This is a genomic window from Luteimonas deserti (genome assembly GCF_013425765.1).
Lineage (GTDB): Bacteria > Pseudomonadota > Gammaproteobacteria > Xanthomonadales > Xanthomonadaceae > Luteimonas > Luteimonas deserti.
This window is the reverse complement of sequence record NZ_JACCJZ010000020.1, coordinates 276,262-287,678: the sequence shown is the minus strand read 5'-3', so window position 1 is coordinate 287,678 and position 11,417 is coordinate 276,262. Positions and strand designations below refer to the sequence as shown.

The window sequence follows — 11,417 nt, the reverse complement described above, 5'->3', positions numbered from 1 at the left end:
CAATGTCAGCCCTCGCCCGCGACCAGCTCGGCGACCTGCACCGCGTTGAGCGCGGCGCCCTTGCGGATGTTGTCGGCGACGATCCAGAGGTTCAGGCCGTTCGGGTGCGAGAGGTCCTCGCGGATGCGGCCGACGAACACCGGATCCCGGCCCGAGGCATGCGTGACCGGGGTCGGATAGCCGCCGGCGGCGCGCTCGTCGACGACCTCGACGCCCGGCGCGGCCGCCAGCAGCGCGCGCGCCTCGTCGACGCTGATCTTCTCGCGCAGTTCGACCGCGACCGATTCCGAATGGCCGTAGAACACCGGCACGCGCACAGCGGTCGGGTTCACCAGGATGCTATCGTCGCCGAGGATCTTGTGGGTCTCCCAGACCAGCTTCATCTCTTCCTTGGTGAAACCGTTTTCGAGGAAGGCGTCGATCTGCGGGATCAGGTTGAACGCGATCTGCACCGGAAACTTCTGCGGATCGATCTCGCGGAAATTCAGCAAATCGCCGGTCTGGCGGCCGAGCTCTTCCATCGCCGAGCGCCCTGCGCCCGAGACCGACTGGTACGTCGACACGTTGATGCGCACGATGCCGGCGCGGCGATGCAGCGGCGCCAGCGCGACCAGCATCTGCATCGTCGAGCAGTTGGGATTGGCGATGATGCCGCGCGGGCGATTGCGGGCGGCCTCCGGATTCACCTCGCTGATCACCAGTGGCACGTCGTCGTCGTAGCGGAACGCCGAGCTGTTGTCGATGACGACGGCGCCGGCCGCGGCGAACTTCGGCGCGTAGGCCTTGCTGGTGTCGCCACCGGCCGAGAACAGCGCGATGTCGATGCCGGCGGGATCGAAGGTGGCGAGATCCTGCACGACGATGTCGTCGTCGCCGAACTTCACCGTGGTGCCGGCCGAGCGCTCGCTGGCGAGCGGCACGAGTTCGGACACGGGGAAATCACGCTCGGCGAGGATCGACAGCATGGTCTCGCCGACGGCGCCGGTGGCACCGACGATGGCAACGCGGAAACGGCGGGCCTGGGAACTGGACATTCAATACGTCTCGAAAAGAATTCTGGATGTGGGTCGCGCGTGGCGCGCGGGCGCTGCACTGCTGGGGCTTCGGGGAACCGCCCGCCCTGACGCTCAGGCGGTTCCCGGACGTTTCGCGGCTTTTCCGTCGTCCGCGGCTGGCGCGATCACGCTCGACGGATGCCCGGCATCCGGGCCCGCGCCGAGCGCGGCGATCAGGTTGTCGACGGCGAGCGCGACCATCGCGCGGCGGGTGGCGAGACTGCCGCTGCCGATGTGCGGGGTCAGCACGATGTTGCCCTGCGCGAGCAGCCGCGGATCCACCGTCGGTTCCCCTTCGAACACATCGAGCGCAGCCGAGGCCAGGCGGCCGCTGCTCAGCGCATCGGCCAGCGCGGCCTCGTCGACGATGCCGCCGCGCGCGATGTTGGTCAGCGTCGCCGTCGGTTTCATCTTCGCCAGTGCGGCAGCGTCGACGATGTGGTGGCTGGCGGCCGAATACGGCAGCACGAGGATCAGATGATCGGCCTGCGCGAGGAGCGTGCCGAAATCGACGTACGACGCGTTGAATTCGCGCTCGACATCGGCCGGCAGGCGGCTGCGGTTGTGGTAGATCACGCGCATGTCGAAGCCGGACGCACGCTTGGCGATGCCCTGCCCGATCCGGCCCATGCCGAGGATGCCCAGCGTGCTGCCGTGCAGATCGGCGCCGAGCAGGCCCTTGAAGTTCCAGCCATGCCATTGGCCGGCGCGCAGGTGGCGCTCGGCTTCGGTGACGCGGCGCGCGGCGGCCATCATCAGCGCGAAGCCGAAATCGGCCGTGGTCTCGGTCAGTACGTCGGGGGTGTTGGTGGCGACGATGTCGCGCGCCTGCAGCGCGTCGATGTCGAGGTTGTTGTAGCCGACGCCGACATTGGCGATCGCGCGCAGCTTCGGCGCGTCGGCGATCGCGTCACTGCCGATGCGCTCGTTGAGCGTCACCAGCGCGCCGTCGGCCTCGCGCAATGCGTTGGCGATCGCGGACGCGTCATGTTCGCTGACGTCCGGCACCCGCACCACGTCGAAATGCGCGTGCAGGCGCTCGACGATGTCGTCGAACAGCGGCTGCGACACCCAGACCTTCGGCCGCGACTCAGCCATCGATACGCCCCGGAATCCGCGGCGTCACCGTGCCGACATCGCCGCACTGCGCGCGATGGCGCAGCGCCTGGTCCATCAGCACCAGCGCCAGCATCGCCTCGCAGATCGGGGTCGCGCGGATGCCCACGCACGGATCGTGGCGCCCGGTGGTGATCACCTCGACGGTGTTGCCGTCGGTATCCAGACCCTCGGCCGGCAGACGCAGGCTGGAGGTCGGCTTGAACGCCGTCGACACCACGATCTGCTGGCCGGTGCTGATGCCGCCGAGCACACCGCCGGCGTGGTTGGACGCGAAGCCCTGCGGGGTCATCAGGTCGCGGTGTTGGCTGCCCTTCTGCGGAATCGAGGCGAAACCGGCGCCGATCTCGACCCCTTTGACCGCATTGATCGACATCATCGCCGCGGCCAGATCGCCGTCGAGCTTGCCGTAGACCGGCTCGCCCCAGCCCGGCGGCACGCCGTCGGCCACGGCGGTCACGCGCGCGCCGACGGAATCGCCGGACTTGCGCAGCGCGTCCATGTAGGTTTCGAGCTCGGGCACCTGCGCGGCATCGGGCCAGAAGAATGGATTGGATTCGACGGCGTCCCAGTCGATCGCGGCGCTGTCGAAGCGCGCCGGCACGATGTCGCCGAGCTGCGACAGATAGCCGTGCACGCGCACGCCGAAGCGATCGTTCAGCCACTTCTTGGCGATCACCGCCGCGGCGACGCGCATCGTGGTCTCGCGCGCCGACGAGCGACCGCCGCCGCGCGGATCGCGGATGCCGTACTTCTGCCAGTAGGCGTAGTCGGCGTGCCCGGGCCGGAACTGCTGGGCGATGTTGCCGTAGTCCTTGCTGCGCGCGTCGGTGTTGCGGATCAGGAGCGCGATCGGCGTACCGGTGGTCAGTCCCTCGAAGACGCCGCTGAGGATCTCCACCGCGTCGGCCTCGCGGCGCGCCGAGGTGTGCCGGGTCTTGCCGGTCGCGCGCCGTGCCAGATCGTGTTCGAAATCCTCGACCGCGAGCGCGATACCCGGCGGGCAGCCGTCGACCACGCAGCCGATCGCCGGCCCGTGGCTTTCGCCGAAGGTCGTGACGGTGAACAGTTGGCCGAAGCTGTTGCTGGACATGGCACCGGGCGCCGGAGCGGCGCAGGACGGAACGCGGGCCGGCAAGCTTAACGCGAGCGGGCCGTCGTGGGAGGCGGGGTTTGCCGGCAGACGGGTCGGCGCTCGGCGCCTCCGGCTTACCGCACGACTCTTCCCTTACGTCCGCGCGCCGGGCCCGTCTTCAACCGGCGCTTCCGGAGATCGAGGAGATCAGCCACCAGCGGGCCACGAGAGACGCTCGCCTCGATTGGGGATGCGCCAGCGGACAGGCGCCGCGAGCCCCCTTCCTCAACGGGCGCTGTCGCCGGGCAGCGTCCGGACAGAGCCACCACGCAGCGGACCCGCGGCCGCGACGTCCGACGCAGCCTTTGCCCCGTGCGCCGCAGGGGAAGGTCTCCAAGTACGCATGTGCACGCTTGCAGGAGACGCGACCGGGCGAGGCCGGCTCAGAACAAGCCGGCGCCCGCGTGTCCCGTCGCCGCGGTTGCAGCCGACGCTTCGCGCTCGCGCTCCGCCGCAAGCTGGGTGATCCGCGCGCTGTGCGTGACCAGGTCATGGCGCTCGACGACGAAGATGCCCATCTGGCCGACCTGGAACTCGATCCACATTAGCGGCAGTTCCGGCAGCAGCTTGACCAGGTGCTGTTCCGACTCGCCCACCTCGCAGATCAGCAACCCCTCTTCGGTGAGGTGCAGCGGCGCGTCGCGAAGAATCTTCAGCACCAGGTCGAGCCCGTCGTCGCCGGCGCGCAGGCCCATCTCGGGCTCGTAGGAATACTCTTGGGGCAGCGCGTCGGTCTCGTCGTTGGTGACGTAGGGCGGATTGGTGACGATCAGGTCGTAGTGTTCGCCCTGCAGGCTAGCGAACAGGTCGGACTTCAGGAATCGCGTATTGCGCACCTCGAGCCGGGCTTCGTTCTCGGCGGCCAATGCCAGGGCCTCGTCGCTGAGGTCGACGGCGTCGACGTGCCAGTCGGGGTTGTGGTGCGCCATCGCGATGGCGATGCAGCCCGAGCCGGTGCACAGGTCGAGCGCGCGGCGCACCTCGCGGCCGCCCAGCCAGGGTTCGAAACCGGAGAGGATCAGCTCGGCGATCGGCGAGCGCGGCACCAGCGCGCGCGCGTCGGATTTGAAGCTCAGGCCGGCGAACCAGGCCTCGCCGGTGAGATAGGCCGCCGGGACGCGCTCCTCGATACGGCGCAGGAACAACCCCAGCACGTCTTCCTTCTCCGCGAGCGTGACCCGCGATTGCCCGTAGACCGGGCTCAGGTCGTGCGGCAGGTGCAGCGCATGCAGGGTGAGCTGGGTCGCTTCGTCGAGCGCGTTGTCGTAGCTGTGGCCGAAGGTCAGCCCGGCCGCGTTGAAGCGGCTGGCGCCGTAGCGGATCAGGTCGACGATCGTCTGCAGTTCTTCGGTCATGGCGCACGGCGGCCCGGGCAATCAGGGCCGTGAAGTATAGGTCAGGGGCCCGCCGGGCCGGCCCGCGGGAGGCGGCGCTTCAGGAGCCGCTGCGCGCCGCGGGTATTATGCACGGCACCCGCACCGGAACCGCCGATGTTCAACCGCACCACGCTCGTCATCCTCTGCATCGCACTGGCAGGCGGCGTCGGCCTGCTCGCCGCGCAGCGCGTCTTCGTCGGTGCGCCGGTCACGGCACCGAGCGGCCTCGAGGTGGTGCAGCTGTATCCGCAGCCGCGTCCGATTCCCGGTTTCGCCCTGCAGCAGTCGGACGGCACCCAGCTGTTGCCCGGCGAGCTGGCCGGACACTGGACCCTGGTGTTCATCGGCTTCACGCACTGCCCGGACGTCTGCCCGATGACCCTCACCCACCTCGCCCAGGCCCAACGGCAGTGGGAGACCCTGCCCGAGGCCACGCGGCCGCGGGTGCTGTTCGTGTCGGTCGATCCGGAGCGCGACACACCGGACCGGCTCGGCGATTACGCACACGCCTTCCACCGCGACACGCTCGCCGCGACCGCGGACGTGCCGACGCTCGAAGCATTCGCGCGGTCGCTGTCGATGGTGTTCGCCAAGGTACCGCTGGAGGCCGATGCGCCCGACGGCGCCTACACCATCGATCACAGCGCCTCGCTGGCGGTGCTCGACCCACAGGGCCGCGTGGCCGGCGTGGTCTCGGGCAGCGTGCTCAACGCCGAGACGCCGCGGCCCGATGCGATCGCCGCCGACCTGTCGCGCCTGACAGCGGAGACCCGCCCATGAGCCTCGTCACCGCCCTCACCTATGTACTGCCGCATCGCCTGCTGTCGTCCCTGGCGCGGCGTCTCGCGTATTCCCGGGCGCCCGGCACCCGGCGCTGGCTGATCGACACGGTCGTGCGCCGGTTCGGCGTGGACCTGTCGGAAGCCGCCGATCCGGACCCGGGGTCATATGCCAGCTTCAATGCCTTCTTCACCCGCGCCCTGCGCCCGGGTGCGCGCGTGCCGGACCCGGACCCGCGCGCCTTGCTGATGCCGGCCGACGGCCACATCAGCCAGTGCGGACGCATCGAGGCGGGCCGCATCTTCCAGGCCAAGGGGCAATCGTTCACCGTGGCCGAGTTGCTGGGCGACGAAGCCGACGCGGCGCCTTTCCTCGACGGCAGCTACGCCACCGTCTACCTGTCGCCGCGCGATTACCACCGGGTGCACATGCCGTGGACGGGCACCCTGCGCGAGACCGTGCACGTGCCCGGACGTCTCTTCAGCGTCGGCACGGCAGCGGTGGCGAAGGTGCCCCGGCTGTTCGCCCGCAACGAGCGCCTGGTGTGCCATTTCGATACCGACTTCGGGCCGATGGTCCAGGTGATGGTCGGCGCGTTGCTGGTCTCGGGGGTGGAGACGGTCTGGAGCGGCGAGGAGATTCCCGCCTATGGCGATCGGGTGCAGCGCAAGGACTGGCGCGGCCGGGGGATCACGCTGCAGCGGTTCGAGGAAATGGCCCGGTTCAACTACGGCTCGACGGTGGTCGTGCTGCTGCCGCGCGGCGCCGCCGAGCTGGTGCCGGGTCTCGGGCCCGAGTGCCCGGTCCGGCTGGGCCAGGCGCTGGCCCGTCGACCGGCCCCCTGAGTCCGGGACACGGATCCGGCTGCGCGTGGCGTGGGCCGGCGCCGGGTGCAGAGACGCGAATCGGATGTCCGGGCACCGGCGCGAGGCCACACGCCGGTCCGCATCCGCCCTGCCGGGCGGTCGTGGCCTTCATGCCCGGAGCACGAGCCGCGGGTTGTAGCCGTACGCGGCCGTCCAGACGGCCCCGGGCGACGGCGACGCCGCCGCGTGTCGGCACAGTGCGCCGCGCAGTGCCCGATGCGTCCCGCAGGGGACGCGCTGACGCCCGTCAGCGCGTGCAGCCCTCGAGCCGGACCGATTGGCCCTGTCGCAACGCATATGCGGGCGCGCGCAGCTGGTTGGCGCGCGCCAGCGTGGCGAGGTCGCAGCCGTAACGCTGGGCGATGGCACCGAGCGTGTCGCCCCGGGCGACGCGATGCGTCCGGACCTGCGCAGGCGTCGCCGCCTGTGGCGGTCGGGGCGCGGCGGGCGCGGGCGGCAATGCCGCCGGCGGCACATCGCCGGTGGCGGGCAGGACCTCGATCGCACCGGTGCGCACGATCGCCGCACGCGGATCGCTGTTGACCAGCTGCGCCGCGAGATCCGCACGTGCACCGCGGGCGCACCACTGCCGGTAGAGCCCGGCCATGCGGACCGTTCCGTTGAGCGTGGTCCCCGCCGGGATCAGGTCCTCGGCCTCGTAACTGGGATTGAGGTTGCGCAGCGCGCGCATGTAGCCGTCGCGGGTATTGCCGTTGCCGAGGCAGATCGTCAGCGCGTAGATCGATGCCGGGCGCTCGAGGGTGAACGTGGCCGGGCGGGCATCGATACGGGGAAAGGTCAGACCGTATTCCTCGGGATGCAGGTACAGCCATGCCGCGGCGATCACCATCGGCACGTAGTCCTTGGTTTCGGCCGGAAACTGGTTGTAGACATCGGGATCCCAGAAGCGGCGCCCGTTGGCTTCGCGGAAGATGCGCAGCGCCCGGCCCTCGCCGCCGTTGTAGCCGGCGAGCCAGTACTCGATCTCGTTGCCGTGCTGCGCGAAGCGCTCGTTGAGATACACCGCGGCGGCGTCGGCGGACAGGCGTGGGTCGTAGCGCGTGTCGAATCCGCTTCCATCGGGGCCGAGGCCGAAGCGGCGGCCGGTGGCCGGCATGAACTGCAGCGGCCCGGCGGCGCCCGCGCGCGAGCGTGCATGCACGCGCCCGTTGGATTCCTTGGCCAGGATGCCGAACAACAGCGCCTCGGGCAGCCCGCTGCGCTTGAACGCCGGCGACATCAGGTGGCGCATGTACTGGTAGTTCTCGTGGCTGGTGATCAGCGACACGCGCATGTCGGTGAGCCAGCGGCGGATCGAGGCCTGCACGGCCGGATTGAGTTCGACCATGCGCTTGAAGCGCTCGTCCTCGCTGAGCAGCGCCGCGGCGCTGGCCGCTGCCGGCACGTCGGCCGTCGGCAGGCCGCCCTCCTCGACGACGAGGGGGTCGCCGGCATCGGGGCCCTGCCCGGCCTGGGCGTCGGCATCGGCCTTGAGCAGACGCTTGTAGGTGGTCAACAGCTGGGACACGCTGCAGCCGCGCTGGCGCTCGCAGGCCAGAATCACGTCCTCCATGTCCTCGAGCGCGGCATTGCTCGCGTCGAGTCCCGCCGGATCGTCGTTGGCGATGCGCACCAGCGCCTGACGATAGCGCGCCTCGGCCTCGACCATGCGCTCGTTCAGCGCCTCCGCGGCATCGCGCTCGCGTCGCGACTGGGCGTCCGCGGTGCCGGAATGACCGGCCAGCGCCAGCACGAGCGCGGACGCGCCGAGCCGGGCGATCAGGGAAACGGAAACGGGCATCGGCAGGTGTGTCCAGCGAAACGGGCACGCAGGGTAGCCCCCGCCGTCGAAGCGGGGCAAGGCGCGGGCGCGGGCGCACTCGCTAGAATCGACGGCTCGTCATTTCCGGACACCGCGCATGGATCCGATCCTCGTCGGCAAGGCCGTCACCCGCGCGGACGGCGCGCCGGTGCACCTGCTCCCCGCCCTGGCCAACCGCCACGGCCTGGTGGCCGGCGCCACCGGCACCGGCAAAACGGTCACGCTGATGACGCTGGCCGAGGGCTTTTCGCGGATCGGCGTGCCGGTGTTCATGGCCGACGTGAAAGGCGACGTGGCCGGCCTCGCAGTGCCCGGCGAGGCCTCCGAACGCGTGCTGCAGCGCGCCGCGGAGATCGGCATCGACGGTTATGCGCCCGAAGCCAGCCCGGTCGTGTTCTGGGACCTGTTCGGCGTCTCCGGCCATCCGGTGCGCACGACGGTCAGCGAGATGGGCCCGACGCTGCTGGCGCGCATCCTCGAACTCAATGACACCCAGGCCGGCGTGCTCGACATCGTGTTCAAGCTCGCCGACGACCGCGGCCTGCTGCTGCTCGACCTCGACGACCTGCGCGCGCTGCTGGGCCTCGTTGCCGAGGAGCGCAAGACCGTCTCCACCGAATACGGCCTGGTCAGCGCGCCGTCGATCGCCGCGATCCAGCGCGCGCTGCTGCGCCTGGACCAGGACGGCGGCACGCAATTCTTCGGCGAACCGGCGCTGGAGCTGGCCGATCTGATGCGCACCCGTACCGATGGACGCGGCGTGATCGGCATCCTCGCTGCCGACCGGCTGGTGCTCAAACCGCGGCTGTACGCGACCTTCCTGCTGTGGCTGCTGTCGCAGTTCTACGAAACCCTGCCCGAGGTCGGCGATCTCGACCGGCCCAAGCTGGTGTTCGTGTTCGACGAGGCGCACCTGCTGTTCGGCGACGCACCGGCGGCGCTGCAGCAGCGCATCGAACAGGTGGTGCGGCTGGTGCGCTCCAAGGGCGTGGGCGTGTACTTCTGCTCGCAGTTCCCCGACGACGTGCCCGACGCCGTACTCGGCCAGCTCGGCAACCGCGTGCAGCACGCCCTGCGCGCCTACACGCCGCGCGACCAGAAAGCCGTGCGCACCGCCGCGCAGACCTTCGTCGCCAATCCCGCGCTCGATGTCGCCGCCACGATCGCCACGCTGGGCACCGGCGAAGCGCTGGTCTCGATGCTGCAGGACAAGGGCGTGCCGATGCCGGTCGAGCGCGTGCTGATCGCGCCGCCGCGGTGCCGCATGGGCGCGATCAGCGATGCCGAACGCGCGACGGTGCGCGCCGGCAGTCCGGTGGGCGCGACGTACGACACCGCGATCAACCGCGAATCGGCGGCCGAACGGCTGGCGCAGCGCGCGGAGGCCGGCGCCGTCGACGCACCCCCTGCGAAGGGCCGAAGCGCGGGCACGCAGGCGGCATCAAACGAAGGCGGCATCGGCCGCATGGTCAACGAGTTCCTGTTCGGCACCAACCGGCGCCAGGGCGCGGTGCAGGCCGCCGGCAAGCAGGCGGTGCGCACGGTGACCAACCGGATCGTCCGCAACATCCTCGGCGGGATCCGGCTCAAGTGACTCGAGCGTCCCCGCATTTCGCCAGACGCGTCCGGCTGCGCGATGCGTTCGTGCTGGCGATCGCGATCGCACTGGCGCCACTGGCCGCTCCGGTCCGCGCTCAGCATTACGTTGTCGAATGGCCTGCGGCGCGACAGCACCTGCTCGAAGGTCGTTACACCGGCCATGTGCGTGACGAATCGCGTCGCGAACGCAGCTGCGAGTTCCAGGCCGCTGATCTTCTGATCGAACGTGACCGTCAGTACGTCATTTCACTGGAATGCGATGACGGTACCGAACGACTGCGCACGATCCGCGGACACTGGTGGATCGACGAGATTGCAGGGAGTTGCCTGATTCTCGTTGGTCCAGACGCGTCATCCGCGAACGACGACCATCGCTACGGGTTCCGTATCCACGGGGACGCCCATGCATTGCACCAGGACGGCGGGCGCTGCCAGTCCGCCGACGAACGCGATGCCGGCATGGTGCTGACCCGCCTTGAAGTCACGGGAGGCGACTGATGTCGCGCTGGCGACCGCCTGCCGAGAAAAGCACGGCGCTCATCACGCCCGACGGGCATGCGCGGCTGAAGGCCGAACTCGACGATCTGTGGCACGTGCGCCGGCCCGACGTCGTGCGCGCGCTTTCGGCGGCCGCCGCCGAGGGCGACCGCTCGGAGAACGCCGAATACACCTACCGCAAGAAACAGCTGGGCGAGATCGACCGCCGCGTGCGGTATCTGAGCAAGCGGCTGGAGGCGCTGCGCGTGGTCGACACCGCACCGTCCGATCCGGACGCGGTGTTCTTCGGCGCGCACGTGGAGCTGGAAGACGTCGACAGCGGGGAATGCAGCCGCTACCGCATCGTCGGTCCGGACGAGACCGATGCACGGCTCGGCTGGATCAGCATCGATTCGCCGTTGGCCCGCGCGCTGCTGAAGAAGCGCGTCGACGACGAGTTCGCGGTCGAACTGCCCGGTGGCCCGCGGGTGTTCGCGGTGTTGGCGGTGGACTACGGGGGGTGAACGCCTGCGCGCACGGGGCGCGGCGCTGGCCGTGCGGCCTCCGCGTCGTGCTCGCGGCGCTGGCGCTGGCCGGTGTGTCGGCCTGTGCCAAAGACCGCGCGCCTGATGGCGCCGCCATGTCCGCATCCCGTTCCGCAGAACGCTCGCTGCACACCGCCGAAGCATCGGCGCCGAAGGCACAGGCCCATGCGGCCATCGCGCAGCGTCTCCGCGGGTTTCCGATCGAACGGGGTCCGCCGCCGCGCAGCCCGCGTGCCGCGGACGACGAACGGTTCCGGCTGGGCGCGTTCTGGCGGGCGCGCAGCGACACCCACCACTTCGGCCCCGACTTCATTGCACGGGCCGGGGACACGCTGGCGCTGCCGGGCGACACCCGGTCGGATGTGGCGCTGCGGGCGCTGTTGGAGACCGTCGACACGCGCCTGCCGGCGTGGCAATCCCTCGTTGACTACAACGCCTCCGGCCGCATGCGCGACGACGGCGGTGACGGCGGCCGAGAACGGCTGCCCGGTGCGATCGCCGCGCTCGATGCGATCGAAGCGGCGGTCTGGACCTATCTCGATGCCGTCGATGCGGACGCCCGGAGCGAAGAGGCTGCCTCCCGCTGACTCGGCACGCGCTGCGGCTACTCGAGGCGCATGGGCACATCCGAGGTCAGGCACCGCGG

Annotated in this window: 11 protein-coding genes; 6 read left to right on the top strand and 5 right to left on the bottom strand. The window is 70.2% G+C overall.

What is annotated here, in order from left to right; all coding sequences use genetic code 11:
• Positions 1-5 precede the first annotated feature (5 nt).
• The 4 genes from H0E82_RS13880 to prmB all read right to left on the bottom strand — a co-directional run bounded on the left by H0E82_RS13880 (position 6) and on the right by prmB (position 4,661).
• Positions 6-1,034 carry an aspartate-semialdehyde dehydrogenase gene (locus H0E82_RS13880; RefSeq protein WP_180546033.1) on the bottom strand — a complete coding sequence of 343 codons (1,029 nt, stop codon included), beginning with the start codon at positions 1,032-1,034 and terminating at the stop codon, positions 6-8.
• 93 nt (positions 1,035-1,127) lie between these two features.
• Complete coding sequence (locus H0E82_RS13875) at positions 1,128-2,153, bottom strand: 2-hydroxyacid dehydrogenase (RefSeq protein ID WP_180546032.1); 1,026 nt, start codon at positions 2,151-2,153, stop codon at positions 1,128-1,130.
• Positions 2,146-3,264, bottom strand: a complete 1,119-nt coding sequence (gene aroC, locus H0E82_RS13870) for a chorismate synthase (protein WP_180546031.1) — start codon at positions 3,262-3,264, stop codon at positions 2,146-2,148. The genes H0E82_RS13875 and aroC overlap by 8 nt, the downstream gene beginning before the upstream one ends.
• Positions 3,265-3,689: 425 nt before the next feature.
• Positions 3,690-4,661, bottom strand: coding sequence for a 50S ribosomal protein L3 N(5)-glutamine methyltransferase (gene prmB / locus H0E82_RS13865; protein ID WP_180546030.1), 972 nt, complete (start codon positions 4,659-4,661; stop codon positions 3,690-3,692).
• Positions 4,662-4,796: 135 nt separating this feature from the next.
• Between prmB and H0E82_RS13860 the strand changes: the two genes are divergently transcribed.
• Positions 4,797-5,462, top strand: a complete 666-nt coding sequence (locus tag H0E82_RS13860; protein ID WP_180546029.1) for an SCO family protein — start codon at positions 4,797-4,799, stop codon at positions 5,460-5,462.
• Complete coding sequence (gene asd, locus H0E82_RS13855) at positions 5,459-6,307, top strand: archaetidylserine decarboxylase (protein ID WP_180546028.1); 849 nt, start codon at positions 5,459-5,461, stop codon at positions 6,305-6,307. The genes H0E82_RS13860 and asd overlap by 4 nt, the downstream gene beginning before the upstream one ends.
• Before the next feature lie 268 nt (positions 6,308-6,575).
• Here the strand turns inward: asd and H0E82_RS13850 are convergent, their stop codons facing one another.
• Positions 6,576-8,129 (bottom strand): transglycosylase SLT domain-containing protein, encoded by a 1,554-nt coding sequence (locus tag H0E82_RS13850; protein WP_180546027.1) that lies wholly within the window; start codon positions 8,127-8,129, stop codon positions 6,576-6,578.
• Between the two features lie 118 nt (positions 8,130-8,247).
• Between H0E82_RS13850 and H0E82_RS13845 the strand changes: the two genes are divergently transcribed.
• The 4 genes from H0E82_RS13845 to H0E82_RS13830 all read left to right on the top strand — a co-directional run bounded on the left by H0E82_RS13845 (position 8,248) and on the right by H0E82_RS13830 (position 11,358).
• Positions 8,248-9,744, top strand: coding sequence for a helicase HerA-like domain-containing protein (locus H0E82_RS13845; protein ID WP_180546026.1), 1,497 nt, complete (start codon positions 8,248-8,250; stop codon positions 9,742-9,744).
• Positions 9,741-10,247, top strand: coding sequence for a hypothetical protein (locus tag H0E82_RS13840; protein ID WP_180546025.1), 507 nt, complete (start codon positions 9,741-9,743; stop codon positions 10,245-10,247). The genes H0E82_RS13845 and H0E82_RS13840 overlap by 4 nt, the downstream gene beginning before the upstream one ends.
• Positions 10,247-10,750 (top strand): transcription elongation factor GreB, encoded by a 504-nt coding sequence (gene greB, locus H0E82_RS13835; protein ID WP_180546024.1) that lies wholly within the window; start codon positions 10,247-10,249, stop codon positions 10,748-10,750. Before H0E82_RS13840 ends, greB begins: the two co-directional genes overlap by 1 nt.
• Before the next feature lie 116 nt (positions 10,751-10,866).
• Positions 10,867-11,358, top strand: coding sequence for a hypothetical protein (locus H0E82_RS13830; RefSeq protein ID WP_180546023.1), 492 nt, complete (start codon positions 10,867-10,869; stop codon positions 11,356-11,358).
• The last annotated feature ends 59 nt before the right edge of the window (positions 11,359-11,417 follow it).

Coding starts and splice junctions, on each gene's coding strand:
- H0E82_RS13860 (WP_180546029.1), top strand. CDS start 4,797: ATGTTCAACCGCACCACGCTCGTCATCCTCTGCATCGCACTGGCAGGC.
- H0E82_RS13830 (WP_180546023.1), top strand. CDS start 10,867: ATGTCCGCATCCCGTTCCGCAGAACGCTCGCTGCACACCGCCGAAGCA.
- asd (WP_180546028.1), top strand. CDS start 5,459: ATGAGCCTCGTCACCGCCCTCACCTATGTACTGCCGCATCGCCTGCTG.
- H0E82_RS13845 (WP_180546026.1), top strand. CDS start 8,248: ATGGATCCGATCCTCGTCGGCAAGGCCGTCACCCGCGCGGACGGCGCG.
- H0E82_RS13880 (WP_180546033.1), bottom strand. CDS start 1,034: ATGTCCAGTTCCCAGGCCCGCCGTTTCCGCGTTGCCATCGTCGGTGCC.
- greB (WP_180546024.1), top strand. CDS start 10,247: ATGTCGCGCTGGCGACCGCCTGCCGAGAAAAGCACGGCGCTCATCACG.
- H0E82_RS13875 (WP_180546032.1), bottom strand. CDS start 2,153: ATGGCTGAGTCGCGGCCGAAGGTCTGGGTGTCGCAGCCGCTGTTCGAC.
- prmB (WP_180546030.1), bottom strand. CDS start 4,661: ATGACCGAAGAACTGCAGACGATCGTCGACCTGATCCGCTACGGCGCC.
- aroC (WP_180546031.1), bottom strand. CDS start 3,264: ATGTCCAGCAACAGCTTCGGCCAACTGTTCACCGTCACGACCTTCGGC.
- H0E82_RS13850 (WP_180546027.1), bottom strand. CDS start 8,129: ATGCCCGTTTCCGTTTCCCTGATCGCCCGGCTCGGCGCGTCCGCGCTC.